General features: G+C 36.4%; 22 protein-coding genes. 13 read left to right on the top strand and 9 right to left on the bottom strand.

Translation table 11 applies throughout. The features are described 5' to 3' along the window. Positions 1–945: a S66 peptidase family protein gene (locus R1T42_RS12480; protein ID WP_317290553.1), complete on the bottom strand. Its 945-nt coding sequence runs from the start codon at positions 943–945 to the stop codon at positions 1–3. Positions 946–1,011: 66 nt separating this feature from the next. Here R1T42_RS12480 and R1T42_RS12485 point away from each other — a divergent pair, with 66 nt between their 5' ends. The 4 genes from R1T42_RS12485 (at position 1,012) to R1T42_RS12500 (ending at position 7,115) form a co-directional block, all read left to right on the top strand. Next, on the top strand, positions 1,012–2,466 hold the full coding sequence (locus R1T42_RS12485; RefSeq protein ID WP_317290554.1) for a DUF1800 domain-containing protein: 1,455 nt from the start codon (positions 1,012–1,014) through the stop codon (positions 2,464–2,466). 8 nt (positions 2,467–2,474) lie between these two features. Continuing rightward, positions 2,475–4,079 (top strand): DUF1501 domain-containing protein, encoded by a 1,605-nt coding sequence (locus R1T42_RS12490; RefSeq protein WP_317290555.1) that lies wholly within the window; start codon positions 2,475–2,477, stop codon positions 4,077–4,079. A gap of 127 nt (positions 4,080–4,206) precedes the next feature. After that, positions 4,207–6,279 carry a methionine--tRNA ligase gene (metG, locus tag R1T42_RS12495; protein ID WP_317290556.1) on the top strand — a complete coding sequence of 691 codons (2,073 nt, stop codon included), beginning with the start codon at positions 4,207–4,209 and terminating at the stop codon, positions 6,277–6,279. A gap of 11 nt (positions 6,280–6,290) precedes the next feature. Next, positions 6,291–7,115, top strand: coding sequence for an SH3 domain-containing protein (locus tag R1T42_RS12500; protein WP_317290557.1), 825 nt, complete (start codon positions 6,291–6,293; stop codon positions 7,113–7,115). A gap of 168 nt (positions 7,116–7,283) precedes the next feature. Here the strand turns inward: R1T42_RS12500 and R1T42_RS12505 are convergent, their stop codons facing one another. Beyond that, positions 7,284–8,384: a TolB family protein gene (locus R1T42_RS12505; protein ID WP_317290558.1), complete on the bottom strand. Its 1,101-nt coding sequence runs from the start codon at positions 8,382–8,384 to the stop codon at positions 7,284–7,286. 36 nt (positions 8,385–8,420) lie between these two features. Between R1T42_RS12505 and R1T42_RS12510 the strand changes: the two genes are divergently transcribed. Further along, the gene (locus R1T42_RS12510) at positions 8,421–9,662 is read left to right on the top strand and encodes a M28 family peptidase (RefSeq protein ID WP_042269366.1); all 1,242 of its coding nucleotides are present in this window, start codon (positions 8,421–8,423) and stop codon (positions 9,660–9,662) included. 322 nt (positions 9,663–9,984) lie between these two features. Beyond that, positions 9,985–12,174: a TonB-dependent receptor gene (locus tag R1T42_RS12515; RefSeq protein ID WP_317290559.1), complete on the top strand. Its 2,190-nt coding sequence runs from the start codon at positions 9,985–9,987 to the stop codon at positions 12,172–12,174. A gap of 72 nt (positions 12,175–12,246) precedes the next feature. Here the strand turns inward: R1T42_RS12515 and R1T42_RS12520 are convergent, their stop codons facing one another. Beyond that, positions 12,247–12,675: a Rieske (2Fe-2S) protein gene (locus R1T42_RS12520; protein ID WP_317290560.1), complete on the bottom strand. Its 429-nt coding sequence runs from the start codon at positions 12,673–12,675 to the stop codon at positions 12,247–12,249. 200 nt (positions 12,676–12,875) lie between these two features. On the opposite strand from R1T42_RS12520, the gene greA reads away from it, so the two are divergent. The 7 genes from greA to R1T42_RS12555 all read left to right on the top strand — a co-directional run bounded on the left by greA (position 12,876) and on the right by R1T42_RS12555 (position 18,754). Beyond that, entirely contained in the window at positions 12,876–13,352 is a 477-nt protein-coding gene (gene greA / locus R1T42_RS12525; RefSeq protein WP_036583012.1) for a transcription elongation factor GreA, read from the top strand. Between the two features lie 2 nt (positions 13,353–13,354). Then, positions 13,355–13,747: an HIT family protein gene (locus R1T42_RS12530; RefSeq protein ID WP_317290561.1), complete on the top strand. Its 393-nt coding sequence runs from the start codon at positions 13,355–13,357 to the stop codon at positions 13,745–13,747. A gap of 124 nt (positions 13,748–13,871) precedes the next feature. Beyond that, complete coding sequence (locus tag R1T42_RS12535; protein WP_006796555.1) at positions 13,872–14,282, top strand: BrxA/BrxB family bacilliredoxin; 411 nt, start codon at positions 13,872–13,874, stop codon at positions 14,280–14,282. A 146-nt stretch (positions 14,283–14,428) separates the two neighbouring features. Then, on the top strand, positions 14,429–15,178 hold the full coding sequence (locus R1T42_RS12540) for a lysophospholipid acyltransferase family protein (protein WP_036582999.1): 750 nt from the start codon (positions 14,429–14,431) through the stop codon (positions 15,176–15,178). Positions 15,179–15,279: 101 nt separating this feature from the next. Beyond that, the gene (locus R1T42_RS12545; protein ID WP_036582997.1) at positions 15,280–16,284 is read left to right on the top strand and encodes an acyl-ACP desaturase; all 1,005 of its coding nucleotides are present in this window, start codon (positions 15,280–15,282) and stop codon (positions 16,282–16,284) included. A 134-nt stretch (positions 16,285–16,418) separates the two neighbouring features. Continuing rightward, on the top strand, positions 16,419–17,876 hold the full coding sequence (locus R1T42_RS12550; protein WP_036582995.1) for a sensor histidine kinase: 1,458 nt from the start codon (positions 16,419–16,421) through the stop codon (positions 17,874–17,876). Between the two features lie 110 nt (positions 17,877–17,986). After that, the gene (locus tag R1T42_RS12555) at positions 17,987–18,754 is read left to right on the top strand and encodes an enoyl-CoA hydratase/isomerase family protein (protein WP_317290562.1); all 768 of its coding nucleotides are present in this window, start codon (positions 17,987–17,989) and stop codon (positions 18,752–18,754) included. Positions 18,755–18,845: 91 nt separating this feature from the next. Here the strand turns inward: R1T42_RS12555 and R1T42_RS12560 are convergent, their stop codons facing one another. Genes R1T42_RS12560 through R1T42_RS12585 form a run of 6 tightly spaced genes read right to left on the bottom strand, consistent with a single transcriptional unit; the run spans position 18,846 to position 24,244 of the window. Beyond that, complete coding sequence (locus R1T42_RS12560; RefSeq protein ID WP_036582991.1) at positions 18,846–20,003, bottom strand: metal ABC transporter permease; 1,158 nt, start codon at positions 20,001–20,003, stop codon at positions 18,846–18,848. Continuing rightward, positions 20,000–21,112, bottom strand: coding sequence for a metal ABC transporter permease (locus R1T42_RS12565; RefSeq protein ID WP_036582989.1), 1,113 nt, complete (start codon positions 21,110–21,112; stop codon positions 20,000–20,002). Before R1T42_RS12565 ends, R1T42_RS12560 begins: the two co-directional genes overlap by 4 nt. 1 nt (position 21,113) lies before the next feature. Next, entirely contained in the window at positions 21,114–21,851 is a 738-nt protein-coding gene (locus tag R1T42_RS12570) for a metal ABC transporter ATP-binding protein (protein ID WP_317290563.1), read from the bottom strand. Beyond that, positions 21,851–22,759, bottom strand: a complete 909-nt coding sequence (locus R1T42_RS12575; protein WP_317290564.1) for a metal ABC transporter solute-binding protein, Zn/Mn family — start codon at positions 22,757–22,759, stop codon at positions 21,851–21,853. Before R1T42_RS12575 ends, R1T42_RS12570 begins: the two co-directional genes overlap by 1 nt. 40 nt (positions 22,760–22,799) lie before the next feature. After that, positions 22,800–23,591: a transporter gene (locus tag R1T42_RS12580; protein ID WP_317290565.1), complete on the bottom strand. Its 792-nt coding sequence runs from the start codon at positions 23,589–23,591 to the stop codon at positions 22,800–22,802. After that, positions 23,591–24,244, bottom strand: a complete 654-nt coding sequence (locus R1T42_RS12585; protein WP_317290566.1) for a metal-dependent transcriptional regulator — start codon at positions 24,242–24,244, stop codon at positions 23,591–23,593. The genes R1T42_RS12580 and R1T42_RS12585 overlap by 1 nt, the downstream gene beginning before the upstream one ends. Between the last annotated feature and the right edge of the window lie 134 nt (positions 24,245–24,378).

A 24,378-nucleotide genomic window follows, 5' to 3' on the forward strand; every position in this document is an offset into this window, starting at 1 on the left:
TTAATAAGTGAAAGTGATATGATTCTTTTTAATGGAAACATGCATATCTGTGCCTAGTTTTAGGCTACGGTTATCTTTTATATGCCCAGCAGGGAAATTAAAAATCACAGGATAATGATAACTAGCAGTTATGTCTTTGATAATCTCCACCGCATTTTTACCAAACGGAATTTTGTGATCTCTCATATCAGTCATTCCACCTACGATTAAACCTTTGAGCTTATCTAAATGCCCAGCTCTTTTAAGTCCATACATCATACGTTCTATATGATATACATACTCATCTATATCTTCTATAAATAGAAAACACCCATCGGTATTTGTCAAACTTTTAGAGCCTAATAGACTGTAGAGAATAGATAAATTTCCGCCTACCACACGACCTTTAAGTTCTTGAGGTTCTATATTATTATCATTTGCAATAGATATACTTTGAGAATGACCTGTTAAGGCTTTTTTAAAACTATCTATACAAGATTGTGATTTGTCTTTAAGTTCTAATGGCATAAAGCTATGTAAACTCGTGAGATTCATCTTTTGTAAATGACTGTGTAGTATCGTAACGTCTGAGTAACCTATGATTAGCTTTTTAAAATCCGCTTTCGCGAAAGCGGAAAAATCAACATCATCGATGATCTGCACGGTACCATAGCCACCACGAGCAATCCATATGGCGTCGATATCATCATCATTTAAAGCATCTTGAAAATCAGTAATCCTTAAGCTAGTTGTACCACCAAATTGATGATTTATGGCTCCTATAGTCTTACCGCAACTCACGCGCAAACCCCATGATTCTAATAAATCACGTGCTTGCTTTAAGTCAGCCTGAAAAGCGCTTCTTGCTGTACAAAGAATTCGTACATGATCATTCTTTTTTAAACCGGTATATGTATATTCTCTCAATATCAGTGATTTAGCTTGGTGTGTTCTACGTGAATTCATACTAAAAGTCTTAAAACTAAGTTAAGGAATATATATCTTTATCATTAATACTTAATGTGCTAGCTTATGGAAACTTTTACATCTTGTAACACAGCTACCTTATCGCCTTATGTTCCTACGACAACAAAACCATGGGATATACAACGAGTAAGGCATGTAGTAAAAAGACTGGGATATGGGCTAGACGTCGCACAAGAGAATGCCATTTTATCGCAATCACCTACGGCATTTGTAGATACTTGGATTACCGATTCTATTAATTATATGAATACGCCTGCGCCGATTTGGGGCAACTGGGCACAATCTGATTATACAGATTTTAATAGCGAGGCATTTCCTCAAATGGTAGAGTGGTTAAAACAGACGTTTGATGATTCTCTTAATCTTAAATTAAGGGCTAAAATGACGCTTTTTTGGCATAATCATTTTGTGACTAAGGCAGATGATTATCAAGCGCCGTCATGGCTATATCAATATTATGATCTACTGCAAACTCATGCTCTAGGTAATTTTAAAACGCTTACTAAAGAGATCGGTAAGAATGAGGCCATGCTGGTTTATCTTAATGGAGTGCTTAACAATAAATGGAGTCCAAATGAAAATTATGCTCGAGAACTTTTTGAGTTATTCACTCTAGGAGCAAATAATAATTATACACAAACAGATATTGTAGAAGCGGCCAGAGCTTTAACAGGATATAATAGCTGGACCCAATTGGGTGCACCCATTGTATTCCAAAGTTCTACATTTGATAATACAGATAAAATAATCTTCGGTAGTGCACCTACTAATTTTGATCACGACAGTTTAATAGATCATCTTTTCAGCGTTAGGGCAAATGAGATTTCAGACTTTATCGTAAAAAAAATATATAGAGCTTTTGTGAGTCCAGAGTTGCCTTCACAGACTATAATTGATCAATTAGCGACAACATTCCGCACTGGGAACTGGGAAATTGTACCCGTTTTAAGACAGCTTTTTAAGAGTGAGCACTTTTTTGAAGATGATGCTATAGGTTCTATTATTAAAGATCCTATGGATTGCTTTTTAACTTTTATAAAAGAGGCTAATTTTCCATATACACCACAACAACTTGAAATATTGGTATATTATTCGGCAAACTTAGGTCAGGAGTATTATAATCCCGTGGACGTTGCTGGATGGCAAGGTGATCGCGATTGGATCAATAGCAGCACTATAACTGGTAGGTGGCAAGGTCTAGAATTTATTATGTGGACAACATGGAATCTAGATCAAGAGTTATTTAGAAACCTAGTTATTTCTATAGCAAGTTCTAATAATGATCCTGCGGTTATCGCTCAAGAAATGGTGGATCGATTTGTTCCAAAAACATTGCATACTACGGCAGACTATACTCTAGCAACACAAGTATTTAAAGGAGATGTGCCTCAAAATTATTATGATAATATGCAATGGAATCTTCAATGGGGTTCTGTTCCTTATCAAGTGGTTTTATTACTGCAACACATTTTTAGAATGCCAGAATTTCAACTTAAATAATTAGCGCTATGTGTGATACTCATAAAAAACATCAAGACCCTAATTCACAGGCGCATCATGAAGAGCATGAAGCCTGGAGCCGTAGAACATTTTTACAAGCCCTAGGTATTGCCGGTGCAGGAACATTTGCCTTAGGTGGAACTCAGATTTCTAGTGCGATGGCTAGCCCTATTACAGCGGCGTTATCATCTAGTACAAATGATCGTGTTTTAGTATTAATAAGACTTAAAGGTGGAAACGATGGTTTGAATACAATTGTCCCATTAAATCAGTACGGTACTTATGCTTCTCAACGACCTAACATCGCACTTGCTCAAAGCAGCCTCTATAATTTATCGACAGACTATGGGTTGCCATCATACATGACCAGTTTACAATCTCGATGGGGAAATGGAGAGATGAAAGTTGTACATGGTGTAGGATATGCAGGCCAGGATTTATCACATTTCAGATCTAGTGATATATGGGCAAGCACAGATGCTGTAAATAATGAAGAAACCGGATGGATGGGTAGATTTTTTGAAAATGAGTATCCTAATTTTTTATTGAGTCCGCCAGCAATTCCGCCGGCGATACAAATAGGTAGTTTAGGTAATCTAGCTTTTGAAGGTATACAAACAAACTATGCCTTTTCTGTGGCAGATCCACAACAGCTTTACAATCTAGCGCAAAACGGATGGCAGCACGATGCGTTGAATGTACCACCATGTACTTATGGCGATCAGTTAAGCTTTTTAAGGACTACTACTAACACCACGTTTGCTTATGCAGGTGTTATCAATACTGCATATCAAGCAAGTACAACGCAAGCCACATATGGAAATCATACCATTGCAGATCAACTCGCGATAGTTGCCCGATTGATAAAAGGTCAATTAGGAACTAAAGTTTATATGGTAACCTTAGATGGGTTTGATACACATGCAAATCAAGCTAGTACTCATGCAGATCGTATGCAAAAATTAGCAGATTCAATTGACGCTTTCTATACAGATCTTGCTGCTTATGGTAATCAGGATGAAGTATTGTGTATGACCATATCAGAATTTGGTCGTCGTGTAGAAGAAAATGGTTCTAACGGTACAGACCATGGCGCTGCGGCACCTATGATGCTTTTTGGTGGTGGATTAAACGGTAATGGTTTTATAGGAACACATCCCAGTTTGACTAATCTAGATGCAAATGGTAATATGATCTATAGCACAGACTTTAGAGATATATACTCTACTGTTATGAAAGAATGGTTGTGTATTGATCCTTCAGTGGTAGATCAGGCGATGCTTAATGGTAATTATAACAATATAAATTTAGGATTTAATTGTACTACTTTATCAAATCCATCTTTTGAAAATCAAGATTTTAAACACTTTGTGGTCAATAGACAAGACAGTGATGTACTATATCTAAAAATGGATGTAGGGCGCAAGTTGGATATTAAGGTTTACAATTTCATGGGCCAGCAAATAGGTCAATTAGCAAATGAATATTACATGCCTGGTGTCCATGAGATTGATATAAAAGCAACGCTACAAACTCGATTAGCATCTGGTAATTATATCTACAGAATTAGTTCTGGTACAGATCAGTACTCGAGCCAGTTTTTGATACGATAGCTCTCTGATTATATATTGATTTGTGTTTACGCTTTCGCGAAAGCATCATTATAACCATCAACCTGCTATAAAAACACGTGCATAGCTGTTTCATTAATCGTAAATTTGCAACTCTCAAAATAAGTTCATGAGCAGTCAACAACGATTTACGATTACGGCAGCATTGCCATATACTAACGGTCCAGTTCATATAGGTCACCTTGCAGGTGTGTATGTGCCTGCAGATATTTTTGCACGTTACCAACGCATGCGTGGTAGTGATGTAGCCTTTATTTGTGGTAGTGATGAGCATGGTGTTCCTATTACTATTAAGGCAAAAAAAGAAGGTATTACTCCGCAAGAACTGGTAGATCGTTATCATAAAATTATAGGCGACTCTTTTAAAGAATTTGGGATCACCTTTGACCATTATGGCCGTACTAGTTCTACAGAGCATCATAATACAGCAAGTGCTTTTTTTACAAAACTCTATAATGACGGTAAGTTTATAGAACAAGTAACAGAGCAATTATACGATCCAGAAGCAGACCAGTTTCTAGCAGATCGCTTTGTAGTAGGTACTTGTCCTAAGTGTGGTAATACAGAGTCTTATGGAGATCAATGTGAGAAATGTGGAACTTCCCATAATGCGACAGATTTAATAGATCCTAAAAGTGCTATTACAGGGAATACACCAGAACTTAAGGAAACTAAACACTGGTTTTTACCACTAGATGAATATAGCGACTGGTTAAATGAGTGGATTGTTGAAGGACATTCTAAGGATTGGAAAGCTAACGTTTTAGGTCAGGTAAAGAGTTGGATTACAGATGGTTTGCATCCACGTGCCGTGACGCGTGATCTAGATTGGGGAATTCCAGTTCCTGTAGAAGGAGCAGATGGTAAGGTGTTATACGTTTGGTTTGATGCTCCTATTGGCTATATCTCAGCGACTAAAGAATGGGCAGCTCGAGAAGGCAAAAATTGGGAAGATTACTGGAAAAAGGATGATACAAAACTATTGCACTTTATAGGTAAGGATAATATTGTTTTTCACTGTATTATTTTCCCTGCAATGTTAAAAGCGCATGGCGATTATGTGATGCCAGATAATGTGCCAGCAAATGAATTTTTAAATCTAGAAGATGATAAGATTTCTACTTCTAGAAACTGGGCCGTTTGGTTACATGAGTATCTAGAGGATTTCCCTGGACAGCAAGACGTCTTACGTTATGTATTAACGGCAAACGCACCAGAGACTAAGGATAATAATTTTACTTGGAAAGATTTTCAAGCAAGAAATAATAATGAGTTAGTTGCAAACCTAGGAAACTTTGTAAACCGTGTTATAGTATTGACTAATAAATACTACGACGGTATTGTTCCTGAAACGGCTAATCTTGCTCAAAGAGATCTAGATGTTTTAGAACAAATCAAAGCATTTCCTAAAACCATAGGTGATAGTTTAGATCGTTATCGTTTTAGAGAAGCATTGCAAGAATTAATGAACTTATCCAGTATAGGTAATAAATACATTGCCGAAGAAGGATTAGAACCATGGAAACTAGCTAAAACAAATCCAGAGCAAGTGCAAAACATTATGTATGTGTGTTTGCAATTAACTACTGCGCTTGCTATATTAAGTGAACCTTTCCTACCGCATACTTCAAGTAAGTTAAAAAGTATGCTCGGTTATTCTTTACTTGATGCAGAATCTGCTAGTTGGATTCGTGTAGCAAGCTCAGAAGCACTACTACCATCCAACCACAAAATCAATAAAGCCGAGTTGCTTTTCTCTAGAATAGAAGATGAACAGGTAACCGCACAATTAGAAAAATTAGAAGCTACTAAAGCTGCAAATGCGGCAACAATTCCTAACCTTATGCCACAAAAAGACGAGACTAATTACGACGATTTCATGAAAATGGACTTGCGAGTAGGAGAAATTCTTACTGCTGAGAAGATGCCTAAAACTGACAAGTTAATGGTCATGACCGTAGATACTGGAATAGATAAAAGAACTATCGTTTCTGGAATCGCAAAGCATTTTAGTGTTGAGGAATTAGTAGGTCGTAAAGTAACCGTACTGGCAAATCTTGCTCCTAGAAAACTACGTGGTGTAGAATCTCAAGGAATGATTCTCCTTGCCGAAGATCCAGAAGGAAAACTAGTCTTTGTAAATCCAGATGATGCCGTTGTGAATGGTGCGAGTATTGCTTAAGTTTAAATAATATGAAACTCATACCTTTTTTATTGATTTTTTTTGTTTCTCTCTCTATTCATGCACAGCCAGAAGGCGCGCATTATTCAGGAGATGAGTTTAGGGCTAATGAGACGTATTACACTTTTGGTAATAACGTAAATTTAAGAGAAGAGCCTAATACAGATTCGGATACAGTAATAGTCTTGACTATCAACACTTCAGTTACTTTACTAGAAATAAGTGGTGAATCTATATCAATAGATGGACATGATTCTAAATGGTTATTGGTTAAAATAGACGAACAAATCCAAGGTTATATTCCAGCTACTTTCGTTGCAACAGGTAGAATCTATCTGGATAATCCAGGTGAATATTTGCTTTATAAAAAAAGAGAGAAAGAATGGGACGGCACATTATACTTAAGATCAACAATTTCTCAAAACAATTATAAGGACTTAGGCTCTTTAAAATTAGCAAATAATAATTTCAGCATGACATTATTTGATAATCGTGGATTATCTGGAATTGATCATTTAATTGAAGTTAATTATCTAGCAGAATCTTGTGGTGAAGAATCTGGGACTCAATTCATCACGTTTGCCAAAGCAAATGGGCAAATAACGGATTTAGGTCTTTATAGCAGCGTAGGTGATGGTGGCGTTTATCACAAGTCAGAAACACTGATTTTTCCAACCGATAAAGATGGAATGAAAGATATGATCATACATAAAGGTGAAGAAGGTGCCTTTACAGATGAGGAAGAAACAGAATACCGTACTATTCAAAAGGAAGCTAATTATGCATGGAAAGACGGTAAATTAGAAAGGTCTATCAAACAATTTGAGTACAAGTAAATCGTTTTACTCACTCAAAGTAAACGATTACTCATTATGCGTTTAATTACTAGATTGACCATCTTATGTTTGAAGTAAATTCAAGCATATGTGGCGCTATTTAAAATGTCTAGTATTAGTTGTAATTATAAAAGGTTGTTCTACAATTAACTAGAATTATTTACCCAATTAATCCTTCCACTCTGCAATAAAAAGATTCGTATCGCGTCCACCACCATTATTGCGATTAGAAGAGAACGCTAGGTATTTACCGTTGTTAGAGAATACTGGAAATGCGTCAAAAGTCTCACCGTGAGTAATACGTTCTAGACCAGTTCCATCAGTATTTATCATGTAAAGGTTGAAAGGAAAACCACGTTCTGCCTCAAAGTTAGAAGAGAACAATACACGTTTCCCATCTGGTAAAAAGAAAGGCGACCAGTTAGCATTTCCTAGTTGGGTCAACTGGCGCAAGTCAGAACCATCTGCGTTACAAATGTAGAGTTCCATCTCTGTAGGCTGTACAAGTCCTACTTTCAATAAATCTTTATATTCTTTGATTTCTTCTTCAGTTTTAGGGCGTGAAGAACGGAATATCAATTGCGATCCATCAGGTGAGAAGAAAGCGCCACCATCATAACCTAATTCATAAGTGATTTGCTTCACATTACTACCATCTATATCCATAGTGTATAATTCTAGATCACCGCTGCGATCACTAGTAAATACAATTTTATCGCCTTGCGGAGAAACAGTAGGCTCTGCATCATAACCTTTTTCGTCAGTTAATTGAGCTGTGATATTTCCTTCTAGATCTGCTACAAAAATGTCATAGCTGTCATAAATAGGCCATACATATTTCCCGTTTTCTTTCAATGGAGTATCTGGACAATCATCCATCGCAAGGTGCGTACTTGCATAAATGATATGTTCATTATCTGGTAAGAAATAAGCACAGGTCGTTCTTCCTTTACCAGTAGAGACCATTTTAGGCACGCTTTCGCGAAAGCTATCTCCATTATTCATCAAGAACATTTGATCACATTCTACATCCCAACCGGTGTTGTTGCTTTGAAACACCAGTTGTTTATCATCAAAACTCCAGTAAGCCTCGGCATTATCGCCACCAAAGGTCACCTGCTGGATATCCTTAAAATGGTTTTCACCTTCCATGATCAATGGATTGTCATTGACTTTTTCTGCTTCAGTTATAGCTGCTGCTTCAGTATTTACAGAGTCTTTACAGCTTATAACAGCCATTAATGCGATTAGAAATAGGAACGTTCTCATGGATGATTTAATTTTGAGCAAAATTACAAGCTAGATATGAGAATCACGACACTTTTTATAGCCATTTGTTTATTAGTCTCTTGCAAGACAGAAGTGAAACCTTTAGAACCTGTAAAAGGTAATATGAAAGCCGATGTGGTTTATCTAGCGTCAGACGACTTGCAAGGTCGTGAGACTGGTACTTCTTATGAATTGCAAGCAGCAGATTATATTGCAAAACGCATGAAAGAATCTGGTCTAGAACCTAAAGGTAATGAAGGAACTTATTTCCAGACTTTTTCTTTTAAACCTTCAAGCGATCCACATCAAGAAGCTGCCTTTACAGATGAGAAAGGCGATGCATTTCTTACAGGAACTAACGTTCTAGGTTATATTGATAATGGCGCTGCACAAACAGTAGTAATAGGTGCGCACTATGATCATTTAGGAATGGGCGGCGAAGGTTCTTTACATCGTGAAGGAGAAGCAATCCATAATGGAGCAGATGATAATGCGAGTGGTGTTGCGGTTATGTTAGATCTAGCTTACGAATTGAAAACGAGCGATAAAAAAGGGAATAACTACTTATTCATGGCTTTCTCTGGCGAAGAAATGGGATTGTTAGGGTCTAACTATTTTACTAAAAACTCGACAATTGCCCTAGATTCTATTACCTACATGATTAACATGGATATGGTCGGCAGGCTAAATGAAGAAAACACTTTAGCAGTCTACGGTACAGGAACTTCGCCACGATGGAACCAAATCATTAACGCAGTTAATAAAGATTTTGAACTGGCATTAAGTGAAAGTGGAGTAGGACCTAGCGATCATACATCGTTTTACTTAAATGATATACCAGTTTTACATTTCTTCACTGGGCAACATGAAGATTACCACAAACCAGGCGACGATGCCGAGAAATTGAATTATGATGGGATGCAAAAAATCTCTGATTATATCTTAAGAATCACTGCAGAGTTTGATAACGCTGGAAAACTAGCCTTTAGAAAAACAAAAAACGAGAGCGAAGAAGTGCCGCGTTTTAAAGTAGGCCTAGGCGTAGTTCCAGATTATTTATTTACCGGAAAAGGAATGCGTATCGATGGAGTAAGCGAAGAGAAACCAGCACAAAAAGCAGGATTGTTGAAAGGTGATGTCGTTGTAAAACTAGGTGATAGTACTATAGTAGATATGATGAGTTACATGCGCACATTAGCAACATTTGATAATGGTGATAAGACTATGGTAACCGTTGATCGTGATGGTAAAATGGTGGAGAAAGAGATTGAGTTTTAGGCTTATGAATTATTTAGAGAGTGAGCGTTTCTAGTCTCGTTTAAATTTAATTCTCTTTTTGTTTTTCTATTTACATTTTCAGATTACTTTTGCACCCAATCTCAAGGGGTGCTTTTAGAAATAAAGGCTGAGATAATACCCAAGGAACCTGGGCGAGTAATGTCGCTAAGGGAAAAGATTTAAGTTAGTTGATTTGTGTGCTATAATTTCGCTTTCGCGGAAGCAGGCTTCGCAACTATCTTTATCAAGAGAATCCTTCAAACATTTTATTTTAATCAAACCGAATAAATGCCCCTTTTATTTGAACTTAAAAAAAGTTCTAATGAAACATTTATCTCGCGTTGTAATTGCTATGGCATTAACCGTAACCGGCCTAGCAACAGCGCAAACAACACAAAAAGCAGACACCACAAAATCTGAAAAACTAGATGCGGTGCTTGTAAAAGCTGTACGTGTAAATGCAAAATCGCCTATCACACACAGTAACCTTACTAAAGAGGAAATTGCAAAACGTAACTTAGGACAAGACATTCCTATGCTACTTAATTTTTTACCATCTGTGGTTACCACCACTGATGCTGGTGCTGGTATAGGTTATACAGGATTAAGAGTACGTGGTGTAAGTTCACAATCTACTAACGTGACCATCAATGGTATTCCTTATACAGATGCAGAATCGCTAGGTACATTTTGGGTAAATCTAGGAGACTTTTCTTCTTCTGTAGAGAGTTTACAACTACAGCGTGGAGTAGGAACTAGTACTAATGGTAGTGGTGCCTTTGGAGCAAGTATTAATGTATTAACTGATGCAGTTTCTAAAGAATCCAGCGGTGAAATCTCTAATTCTATAGGTAGTTTTAATAGTAGAAAACACACTGTAAAGTTCTCAACAGGTCTCATGAATGATCACTTTGAGATTGCAGGTAGATTGTCTAACATACAATCTGATGGTTATATCGACAGAGCGACCTCAGACTTAAAATCGTATTTCTTACAAGGTGCTTATGTAGATGATAATACCTTAATTAAAGCGGTGACTTTTGGTGGTAATAATGTTACTTATCAATCTTGGTTTGGTATCGATAGGGCAACGCTTAGAGAAAACAGAACCTTTAATCCAGCTGGTCAATATGAAGATGAGAATGGTGTCACTCAATTTTATGATAACGAGGTAGATGATTATAGACAAGATCACTATCAATTACACTGGAACCAGCGTTATAATAGAAACTGGTCTACTAACATAGGATTGAACTATACTTACGGACGTGGATTCTTTGAGCAGTTTAAAGAAGATGATGACTTTTCTACCTATGGATTTGATGAACTAACAGTTGATGGACAGACCGTAAATACAACAGATGTAATACGTCGTCGCTGGTTAGATAATGATTATTATGTTTTTAATGCGAGCGCAAATTATAAAAATAGAAATCTAGACATGATTTTCGGGACATCCATCAGTCATTATGACGGTGATCATTATGGTGAAGTGATATGGGCAAGATTTGCAAGTCAAAGCAATATTAGAGAACGTTATTATGACGGTAATGGTAAAAAGAATGACTTCTCTGTGTTCTCAAAAGCTACTTATAAGCTTAATGATAAAGTTCAATTGTATGGTGACTTACAGGTAAGAAACGTAAATTATTCTACGTCTGGGATTACATCAGATCTTGTAGAATTGTTAGTAGATGAGAATTACACATTCTTTAATCCTAAGGCTGGTGTAACGTATAAGTATAATGATAATAATGATTTATACCTATCGTATGCAAGAGCAAATAGAGAGCCTAATAGAAACGATTTTGAAAGTGACTCTTCTATCAGACCAGAACAGTTGAATGACTTTGAACTAGGATGGCGTCACAAAGAAGGCAACTTCTCCTTCAATGCAAACGGTTACTTAATGTTATATAATGAGCAATTAGTGTTAAGTGGTGAGTTAAATGATGTAGGTGCACCATTAAGAACTAATAGTGGTGAAAGCTATCGTTTAGGTCTAGAATTAGAAGCTGTAATACCAGTTAATAGTAAACTTACGATCCAGCCTAATCTAGCTTTAAGCAGCAATAAGAATAAAGAAACCAGAAGATCATTTGATGGTGAATTGCAAAATCTAGGCAGTACTGATATCGCTTTTTCACCAGAAGTAGTAGCCGCAAATGCTATTGTTTTTCAACCTATAAAAAATCTACAAGTTTCTTTACTTAGTAAGTTTGTTGGTGAGCAGTTTATGAGTAATACTGAGGCGCAAGAATCTAAATTAGATAGCTATTTTACAAATGACATCAATTTAATTTACACCATTAAGCCACGATCAGTTTTTAAAACTATTGTGCTTACTGCACTAGTAAATAATATCTTTGATGAGAAATATGAGTCTAACGGTTATTACTTTACCTATGATGACGATTTCTCTAATCCAGGCACCATCACAACTGTAGAAGGTAATGGATTCTATCCTCAAGCAGGTATTAACTTCTTAACTGGAGTAACACTTACTTTTTAAAAGTATAATAAAACTTCATTCAGGTTCTAATCTAGAAGTGATTTTAAATATCACGCTAGATTAGAGCCTTTTTTAATTAAAGACTCTAATAATATTACCACTACGTTCTACACGATAAGCTTTTAAACCATATTGTCCGCCACCTTGTGTAGGCTGGCCATTAAAGATACTGTACTCATTATTATCATCTGTACACGGACAAGATGCCGTGATACCAGAAACTGTCATTTTAGAACACTCATTAGGCGAGTGATTAGGGTCACTTAATTCATAGACAAAATATTGTGAGTTACCGGGATGGTATATGACAAAACCACGCAAGCCACCACTATTAACCACTACAAAATTGCCAGGAAAGTTTAAAGCACCATACTGTGGTAAATTGGTGTTTAAATCTACCTGAAAGGCAAGGTTAACTAGAAAAGGATTGTTGCGAGCGTCATCATCACTTGCGCATGATAATACGATAAACAGCACACTAATAATAAACGCTTTACGCATAATTAAGTTTCTTTTAAAGACTTCAAATGTATAACGATGATATTGATATTTAGTATATTTGTTTTTGAAATCCCGCAGCAATGATGGGATTTTGTTATTTATATTCTCAATTACTGGTAAATGTAGGAGTGAATTAGAGAATACGCTTTCGCGGAAGCTGTCTTAAAACAGCCAACGTGAATAATTAAAACAGCAAAACTATGAGTAACGTATCGTACTATACAGAAGAAGGGTTTAAAAAATTAAAAGATGAGCTAAAACAGCTTAAAGACATTGAGCGCCCTAGAGCATCACAGGCCATCGCTGAAGCAAGAGACAAAGGTGATTTAAGTGAAAATGCAGAATATGATGCTGCCAAAGAAGCTCAAGGAATGCTGGAAATGCGTATTTCTAAGCTAGAAGCAGTAGTCTCTAACGCTCGTATTATTGATGAGAGTGATTTAGATCTATCTAAAGTCCTTATCCATAGCAATGTAAAAATTAAAAACCTGAATAATAAAATGGTCATGAACTATAAGCTCGTGGCACAAAGTGAGTCTGACATTACTAAAGGTTTAATATCTGTCGATTCTCCTATAGGGAAAGCCTTATTAGGTAAAGAAGTAGGTGAAGTTGCCGAAGCTGTTGTGCCAGTAGGAACCATTAAGCTAGAAATCATGGAAATCTCAAGAGGATAGTTATGAGTGTATTCACAAAAATCATTAACGGAGAAATCCCATGTTACAAAGTAGCAGAAAATGAGGACTTCATCGCTTTTTTAGATATTAATCCTAATGCTCCAGGACATACCTTATGTGTTCCTAAAAAAGAGGTCAATAAAATCTTTGACCTAGATAGCGAGACTTACTTTGACCTAATGGATTTCTCTAGAGAAGTTGCACTGGCGTTGAGAGAAGAAGTAACCTGTTTAAGAATCGGGATGAGCGTTATAGGACTAGAAGTTCCTCATGTACATGTACATTTAATACCACTACGTGATATGGAAGACATGCGTTTTTCAAATAAAGTATCACTAACTGATGAAGAAATGCAAGACATCGCTACGAGAGTTAAGGAGCGATTTGACCATTAAGTATTAAAAACCACATCGATCTTTAAGACCTGTAAGGTTTAGATTAATAACATCATAAGATTTAATGATATCATTAACAGGTAGATTAACGAGATAGGTTTTACCTTTGTAAAAAATTAATATTATGTACCCAGCAGAATTAGTTCAACCGATGCGCGATGATTTAGGAAACGCAGGTTTTGAACACTTATATACCGCAGACGCTGTAAATAGCGCAATTAGTAAAGAAGGAACAACACTAGTAGTAGTAAATTCAGTATGTGGATGTGCTGCTGCAAATGCGCGTCCTGGAGCAAAAATGTCTTTAGAAAACGCAAAAAAACCAGATCATATCGTGACGGTATTTGCAGGTGTAGATCGTGAGGCAGTAGATGCAGCAAGAGCAGCTATGATTCCTTTTCCACCTAGTTCACCTAGTATGGCATTATTCAAAAACGGTGAGTTAGTGCACATGTTAGAGCGTCACCACATTGAAGGTCGCCCAGCAGAGATGATTGCTGAAAATCTCAAAGAAGCTTACAACGAGAATTGCTAATACATTTCTAGTTTAAGAAATAAAAAAGGTTGTGTAGAAATACACAACCTTTTTTATTTATACAGCACCATTCCTTTTACTATGCGTGCATATCAATTGATTCAAACATCGATGGATATGCACTTTTTGCATTATATATTTGTGCTATGCAAAAAATTATCTCGTATCCTTTAACGATACTACATTTTATACTCTTTTTTTTGATGCTGGTGATCTTTCATCCTATCCAGTTGATATGTCATAAAATATGGGGATATGACGCCCATAGAAAAAGTGTTGCCATTTTAAACTGGTTTTTAATGCAAACCCAGCTGCCGCTTTTCAACACCTTTGACTTTAAGTTTAAAGAAGAATTGCCTGTAGGGCCATCATATATATTTGTGAGTAATCACCAGAGTATGTTTGATATACCACCATTGATTTATCACTTGCGTCATTATCACGCAAAGTTTATTGCAAAAAAAGAACTAGCAAAAGGAATACCTAGTATATCTCTTAACCTGCGCATTGGTGAGAACTGTGCCATCGATCGCAAGGACGCAAGACAATCTATTGCGGCATTAATAAAATTTGCAAAAAACGTTTATGAAAAGAAACGCAGCGTTGTGATTTTTGCCGAAGGTTCTAGAAGCCGCACTGGTGTGCCTAAACCTTTTAAAACTAAAGGTTTATTAACGCTTTTTAAATATATACCAGATGCTGTCGTTGTACCAGTAACGGTAAACAACTCATGGAAAGTGGATCGCTATGGAAAATTCCCTTACGGTATCGGTAATAAGATTTCTGTATTGGTACATGAGCCTATACCTATCGCTGGTCGTGATGGAGAAGAAGTTATAGCACAGGCAGAATCAGTAGTACATGGTGCGGTAACCAGTACAGCAATAGATTCTTAAGTTAAGAAATGCTGTAAATAACTGATTATTATTGTAATTACGCTTTCGCGAAAGCGAACTAAACATTAAAACACGTACTTTTAAAGTCTATTAACATATTTATGAATATCAAGCCCCTAAAAAATATACGCATCGAGGTGATGCAATCGCTAGAAAGTAAGGTGCAGTCCTTTATGGATGAGTACTTGATTCCGGTCGACAAGATATGGCAGCCTACAGACTTTTTACCTAACTCTCAAGAAGATACTTTCTTTGATGAGGTTACAGAATTAAGAGAGCTGGCAAAGGAACTACCTTATGATTTTTGGGTAGCTCTAGTCGGAGATACCATTACTGAAGAAGCATTACCTACCTATGAGTCCTGGCTTATGGATGTAGAAGGTATTAATCAAGTTGAAGGAAAAGGTAATATATGGTCTAAATGGGTACGCCAGTGGACTGGTGAAGAGAATCGTCATGGCGATGTGTTGAACAAGTATCTTTACTTATCTGGTCGTGTGAACATGCGCGAGATAGAGATTACCACACAACATTTAATTGCAGACGGTTTTGATATAGGAACAGATCGTGATCCTTATAAAAACTTTATTTATACTAGTTTTCAAGAATTAGCCACATATATATCACACAATCGTGTCGCAAAACTCGCACGTGGTTATGGTAATAGTGCGCTATCTAAAATGTGTCGTATGATATCTGGTGATGAGATGCGTCATCACAAAGCATATAGCATGTTTGTTACTGAGATTTTTAAAGTAGACCCTAATAATATGATGGTTGCTTTTAAAGATATGATGGTTAATAAAATCGTTATGCCTGCTATGTTTTTAAGAGAAGCAGGACAATCAATGGGATCTGCGTTCGAGGATTTCTCAAACAGTGCACAACGTATCGGTGTCTACACAGCACAAGATTATATTGATATCATGCAAAAGTTGATTGATATGTGGGATATCGCAAATATGAAAGGATTGAATGAAGAGGCAGAAAAAGCACGCGATTATTTAATGAAGCTTCCTGCACGTATGGAGCGTGTTTCTCAACGTATAAAAATACCAGAAGAAATCACTCGTTTCACATGGGTAAACCCAGCCATGACTACTTAAACACAAAGTTGTAAATTATTTAAAAATCCTTAGATCTCATCTAAGGATTTTTTGTTTACAAAGTATTGAAGGACTTCGGCTTGATTATTGTTAATTCCTTACAATGTCTTATTAAGTTATTACATTTACGTATCATGAAAATCTACCAAAACAGCCTGCGCAATCGCATTTTTATAGCGATGATTTTATTGACACTTATCTCCAGTCTATTGATCGCTGGAATGTCTATTTATCAATCAAGAGAACAGGCTAAAGATTACCATTCTAAAAGATTACAACGTAAAGAACAGGCCATTAAAGAACAAATTGCCTACGAACTGCGCAAGACCGACTTTGAAGTAGTCACAGAAAATCTTCAATTCATTTTCAGAGAAGAAATTTATGGGATAAGCGATATCCACGGTATGCCTGTAAACATGTACGATTTACAAGGTCGCTTAATAAAAACTTCAAAACCGAAACTTAAAGCCGATAGTCTAGAACTACAGATCAATCATATCATTTTGGAAGGTTTGAAGACTTCTGACACCAGGCGATATGTTATTGAATTTGAAGAAGATGGGAAGAAATACCTGTCTAGTTATTCTTATCTAACTGATAATCAGTTTAAAAATATAGCGATTCTTAATTTACCTTATCTAGAGAATGATGATTTTATGAATTACGAACTCAAGGAATTTCTCACTAGACTTTCTGGGATTTATGTTTTGATGTTCTTATTCTCTATAGGGTTAGCTTACTTCTTGTCTAAATATATTACCAAATCTATTAGCCGCATCAGCGATCGTTTTAAAGAGATTAATATCGCACAACGTAATGATAAAATTGTAATAGATGAGTCTGATGCTGGCGAGTTAAACGCGCTGGTAATGTCTTATAACAATATGGTCGACCAACTAGAGGAAAGTGCCGTAAAACTGGCTACAAGCGAGCGTGAGCAAGCCTGGCGAGAAATGGCAAAACAGGTTGCGCATGAGATTAAAAATCCGTTGACGCCTATGAGGTTAACGGTGCAAAGTTTTCAACGTCGTTTTGATCCAGCAGATCCTGATTCACAAGAAAAACTCAAAGAATATAGCAACTCACTTATTGAGCAAATAGACGTGATGAGTAATATCGCCAGTGCATTTTCTACCTATGCGACCATGCCAGCGCAAAAAAGTGAAGAGACTGATGTACCTATGGTGACACAGCTTGCGCTAGATATTTTTAATGAGTCGTATATCACTTATGAAGAAGATGCGGCTTCACTGTTTGCCATCTTTGATCGCACACAGCTTATAAGGGTGGTTACTAATTTGATAAAGAATGCTATACAGGCGTTAGATACCGATAGGTCTCCAGAGATTAAAGTATCTGTCACACATGATGAATACAATGTTTACTTAAAAGTAAAGGATAATGGAACTGGTGTTCATGAAGATCATCAGACTAAAATCTTTGAGCCTAAGTTTACCACAAAAAACAGTGGTATGGGACTAGGTCTTGCGATGGTAAAGCAAATCGTAGAGAACTTTAAGGGCACGATTACCATGACTACTGAAGTAAATGTAGGGACTGAATTTACGGTTCAAATACCTAGATCTCGATAAATCCGCTTTCGCGAAAGCGATACTAGGAATTCTTATCATTTTTTTAAAGATTCAAATTCTTACTTCATTGCGGTTATGTCTATTTTTACAACAGTAAAAAATAATAGACCATGAACAATATTCTAGTTGCTACAGAAAATAAAATCACAACCATTACGATCAACAGACCTAATAAACTCAATGCGTTAAATAAAGAAACCATTGCAGAATTAAGTCAGGCAATAGATACTGCCGAGGATGATGAAAATACAAGGGTGATTATTCTAACCGGTAGTGGGGAAAAAGCTTTTGTCGCTGGTGCAGATATTGCAGAGTTTGCAGACTTCTCTCCAGAACAAGGTAAAGAGCTTGCCGCTCATGGACAAGAAATACTTTTTAATAAAGTTGAGAACTGTTCTAAGCCTGTTATCGCTGCAGTAAATGGATTTGCTCTAGGTGGTGGACTTGAACTTGCAATGTCTGCTCATTTTAGAATAGCAAGTGATAATGCTAGAGTAGGATTGCCAGAAGTCTCTCTAGGAGTCATACCAGGATATGGTGGTACACAGCGTTTACCACAATTAGTAGGTAAAGGACGTGCTATGGAAATGATTATGACTGCAGGAATGATAGATGCTGCGACGGCACATTCTTATGGATTAGTAAATCACGTTGTGACACAAGATGAATTGATTTCTACTTGCGAGAAAATCGCTGGAAAAATAATGCGTAATAGTCCAGTAGCAATAGGTGCTGCTATTGACGCGGTAAATGCAGGTTATATTGATGGAGTCGATGGTTATCAGGCAGAAATTGACTGCTTTGGTGCATCTTTTGGAACAGACGACTTTAAAGAAGGAACGACTGCGTTTTTAGAAAAGAGAAAAGCTGAGTTTTAGAAATAAAACTTTTAAAAGTCAAAAAAGGGCGGATTTATTTCCGTCCTTTTTTGATTTACTTTTTGTTGTATGATCTTTATATAAGTTGGATTTATCCTCTAAATAAGAAAAAGTCGTCCTTCATATCCTCAATTTTTTCATCCTTATTGGTGATGATGTAGTCGAGTGCTTTTTCCGTAAATTCTAATCCTTTATCTGTGAGAGAAACTATTTGATTATCGATGGTAATCATATTGTTCTTTTCGGCAAGTTGCAACACAGAATTTGCCTTTACTTTACGCCAGTTGATATGTTCTTGAAGATGTGCTACACGTCGCTCGTTTTCACTATCGTGATTGTTCAGGTGTAATAAAAAAGTAAGTAATGAAACCTCTATACGTTGCCTACTTTGTCTAAACAGTACTGCAATTAATCCTTTACTAGGTGCAAATAGATATATTAGTAAAAATAAAAGCCCTAATACCGTTGTAATAGAACCTGAAATAGAAGCGTCTAGCCAGCGAGCAAACCAATATCCACCTATCGCACTTCCTACTCCAAAAAGAACGGAAAGTATTAGCATTTTACGTAAGTCAGTCGTTAGAAGATATGCCGCAGCTGCTGGAGTTATCATCATTGCAACTACAAGAATGGCACCTACGGCGTCAAAAGCTGCTACTGTAGTTACAGAGGCAACACTCATTAACCCGTAATGTAAAATAACAGGTGAGAACCCTAAGGCACTAGATAAACCAACATCAAATGTGCTGATTTTTAATTCTTTATAGAAGGCGAACAATAATACAAGTGTAATCACTAGAATCACTGAAATAGTCCATAATCCTTTAGGTCCAAAATCGGCATTATCGATAATAAGTCTATCAAATGGTGCGTAAACCAAATCACCTAATAAGACAGCGTCTACATCTAGATGCACATCGTTTGCATTCTGGGCAATTAATATAACACCTATACTAAACAGTGCTGGAAAAACTAATCCTATTGCGGTATCTTCTTTAACGAGACCTGTTTTTTGAATTAGCTCTACGAGAACTACAGTGATGATACCACTAAAAGCGGCAAAAATAATTAACCAAGGAGATGCTAGGTCATGAGTGATAAAAAACCCAATTACAATTCCTGGTAAAATAGAATGACTAATGGCATCACTTATTAATGCCATCTTGCGCAATACAAGAAAAACACCTGGAATAGCACAGGCAGCAGCAGTTACGGCAGCTATAAGCTGTATGTCAATCATAGGACTCATGACTCTGGTAGATTATTGTTGTATAAATTTGCTGCAGTCTCAAAACCGTCTTCAGTCATGGACCAGTTTTGGCCTTGAATAGTAATCCAGTTTTTCTCTTCTAATTTAGACAGTGTTTTTTTAGTAAACCCTTGAAAGCTATTTAAAATTCTAATGGCGTGAGGTCGTGATATATCATCATGATCGCGCACAATATCATACATAAAGTACAGTGTTTTCTTGAGCTGAAGATCACGTCTGTTTTTGATCAACCTAATTTGTTTAAAAATGATACCTCTTTCTGGAGAAAATAAGAAGGAAACTATAACAAATATGGCTGCTACTAATACGATTACTGGACCTGTAGATAAATTGTTTTGACTTGCACTGATAGCGGTACCAAATACACCAGAAAAAGCACCAAATATAGCTGCAAGGATGACCATAGTACTCAGGCTATTGGTCCATTGTCTTGCAGCGGCAGCAGGTGCGAGTAACATTGCACTCATTAAAACAACTCCAACCGTTTGTAGTCCTATTACAATAGCGAGAACGATAAAAAAGCTTATCAAGCCATCAATGAATTTAGTATTAAACCCTAAAGTCATTGCATAGTTTTTGTCAAATAATAGTAGCTTAAATTCTTTCCAGAATAATAGCATCACTAAGAGGCTAATCCCAGTAACTATGACCATTAATAATACATCACTTTCTACTAAGGTTGCTGCTTGACCAAAAAGATACTTATCTAATCCTGCTTGATTTGCATTAGGCTGTTTTTGAATATAGGTTAACAACAACATCCCAAAACCAAAGAACAAGCTTAAGATAAGCCCCAAAGCAGTATCTGTTTTTAAATGAGTCTTAGTGGTAATGCCTCGTATCCAGAAAACGCCTATTAGGCCACTTACTAAAGCACCTAATAGTAAAACATTAGAATCTTTTGCGCCAGTAATCAAAAAAGCAACCGCTATACCTGGTAATGCAGCATGTGAAATGGCATCTCCTAATAGGCTTTGCTTGCGCAATACAGCAAAGCTTCCTAACATACCGCATATAGCGCCTAGAACTGCAGTTCCTAACGTAATCGTACGCAAAGTATAGTCGGTAAAGTATTGGGTGATGTCCATATTATTGTTGAACCGCTACTTTATAATTAATACCATAGGTTTTAGTCAGGTTGTCATCATTAAAAATATCCTTTACAGGACCTGTTGCGATATGTTTCACATTTAAAAAGGTTACCCAATCAAAATATTCGGGTACTGTCTGTAAATCGTGATGAACGACTATAACTGTTTTACCAGCTTTACGCAGTTCTTTTAAAATATTAATAATAGCAATTTCTGTTGTCGCATCTACACCTTGAAAAGGTTCGTCCATAAAATAGATAGCAGCATTTTGAACTAATGCACGAGCTAGAAAAATACGTTGTTGTTGTCCTCCGGAAAGCTGGCTTATCTGTCTGTTTTTAAAGGCAAGCATACCTACTTTTTCAAGAGCTTCTAGAGATAGTTTCTTTTCCTTTGCGCCAGGTCTTTTAATCCATCCCAATGAGCCATAAGTACCCATCATAACCACATCTAGTGCGGTAGTTGGGAAATCCCAGTCTACACTACCTTTTTGAGGTACATATGCTACTTTATCACGTTGCTTTGTATAAGGTTTATCATAGATTGCAACAGATCCCGCGATAGGGTCTATAATTCCTAATATAGATTTTATTAAGGTAGATTTTCCTGCACCATTAGGACCGACTATAGCCATTAAAACTCCTTCAGGAATAGATAAATCTATATCCCATAATACTGGCTTATAATTATAAGCGACCGTTAAATCATCTACAGCTACAGCTATTTTAGTTTTCATTATTTAAGTGCATTAACGATGGTGTTGACATTATGTCTATACATTCCTATATAGGTGCCTTCTTCAGTACCTGCGCTACCTAATGCATCACTAAAAAGCTCTCCACCTATTTGAACTTCATGATTTTGTGCTCTAACAGCAGCTTGTAAAGCTTCTACAGTGCGTCGTGGTACACTACTTTCAACAAAAACAGCTTTAATTTTATGTTCAATGATAAATTTTGTAATGCGTTGCACGTCTTTTACTCCAGCTTCTGTAGCCGTAGAAAGCCCTTGTAGGCCTACCACCTCAAATTTAAAAGAACGGCCATAATAATTGAAAGCATCATGTGCTGTAACTAGAATACGCTTCTCTTGTGGTAACTCATTAATTTTATCGCTTAGTTCTGTTTTAAGAGCAGAAATTTTTTCAAGATATAAATCCCTGTTTTTTTCAAAGGCAACTTTGTTTTCTGGATTGTTTTTAACTAATGTTTCAGTTACATAATGACTCATTTGTGTCCAGTAATTGATGTCAAACCAGATGTGTGGATCATAATTACTAGCAAAATAATCACTACCTATAAGAGTTGACTTATCTAGTGCATTACTGATAGCTATAGTAGCTTTACCGCGTGCATTCATTTTTTCAAATACATCTACTAGCTTGCCTTCTAGATGCAGCCCATTGTAAAAAATAATATCTGCATTTGCTAGTTTCGTCATGTCACCTTCACTAGGTTTATAAAGATGAGGATCTACACCGCTACCCATCATACCTTCAACCTCGATTAGATCACCACCTATATTTTCTACTAGATCTGTAATCATTGTTGTGGTGGTAACGACTGTTAATTTACCATTATCTTCTTTTTGTGTTCCACAGCTTATAAGCAGTATGGATAGTAGTATGTAAAAAGTGTTTTTCATAATTGTGTATTGTGATTACGCTTTCGCGAAAGCGTGATTTTTACTTTTTTAAGATTCTATAACTCAAGCCAATACTGAATAATAAATCTTGTTGAGTATTACTGTCTTGAAAACCAGTTCCTACTGTGGCATCGAGCTGGAAGTTGTTGTTGACCAAATATGTTATTCCGGCATCCCATAGATGTGCAGATTTGCCTCCTTCTGGGAAATCTCCATAAAGTTCTCCATAAACGCCTATTTTATCTGTAATAGAATGTCCATATGATACACTATAAATATATTCTAGTGAACGATTATCGCCTATACGAGTTCCTAGATTGTAACCTAGTCCAGACTGATCTGTTAATGTATGATTAAACGCAAAAATAAGCTCCATGCCTGTGTCTTCTGGTTTAAACTCGCTTACCGCCGTGAAAGGAAGACGTAAATGGGTTAATAAACCTATTTGTGGTATCCAATCTTTTTCATCTGTAATTTCAATTTTTGCACCGATTAAAAGAGGATTAAAGCCCGTAACGTCAAAAAGCTCTTGTGATCCATCCTTTGTGTTTGAATTTAAAAAATCCCAGCCTAAACGTAATTCAAAATTATTTGAGAGCCCATATCTTAAAAGTGTGGTATTATAAACGGTCTCTGTAATTTTTAATCCATTTTCGCTATTATCTACAAACGTGGCACCAGTTTCTATTTGAAAATTGCCTTTACCAACGGTAAATGGAGATTCTGTGACATCTGGTCTGTCTGTTATAAGGGCATCCTGATTGTCATCACTGGTTTGTGCAGTTGTTACGGCGATTATTAATAGATTGATAAATAGTAAAACTTTTTTCATTATAAAACTTTTAAATAAAGGTTGTCTGCAATTGTTTTTGAGATATGTAACTCTTTTAAATCTGTCTTGATAAGACATGATCCATCAAAGGCCTCTAATTCTAGAAGCTGAATTTGAGTACCTAATTCAATTTGATGTTTATCTAAATATTGTAAAAAACGGGTCGAGGTGTCATGCACACCAGCGAGAACACCTGATTGGCCTTTTTCTAATTTTGAAATAGCGGTTTTTGCTGTCTTTTCATAATTACCTTGAGCGTCTGGAATGGGATCTCCATGAGGATCATATTTAGGGTATTCTAGAAGTTTATCTAGCTCATCTATAAGTTTGCGAGACTGGATATGTTCTAATTGTTCTGCCACTTCATGCACTTCATCCCAGGAAAAATCAAGTTTTTCAACCAAAAATACTTCCCATAATCTGTGTTTTCTGATGATTTGGGTCGCACAGTTGATACCATTCTGTGTTAGTCTGGTTCCTTTATAAGGGATATACTCTGCTAGATTTTTATCTGCTAATTTCTTAAGCATATCAGTAACTGATGATGCTTTTGTATTCATCCCACCAGCAATATCGTTAGTGGAAACTAGATTTTCACCATCTTGAAGGTGATAAATCGTTTTAATATAATTTTCTTCTGAGACCGAATGCATAAGGCAAAGGTAAAGTATTTATTTGTTAAGAGTAAATTAAATTTTAGCCTTGTCTAAAAATGTAATTATTATGAATCGATGAATACCTTAATAGAATTTATATAAGAAGAGTTTATAAGATAGGATGTCTTATA

The sequence above is a fragment of the Nonlabens ulvanivorans genome (genome assembly GCF_032922765.1).
Taxonomy (GTDB): domain Bacteria; phylum Bacteroidota; class Bacteroidia; order Flavobacteriales; family Flavobacteriaceae; genus Nonlabens; species Nonlabens ulvanivorans.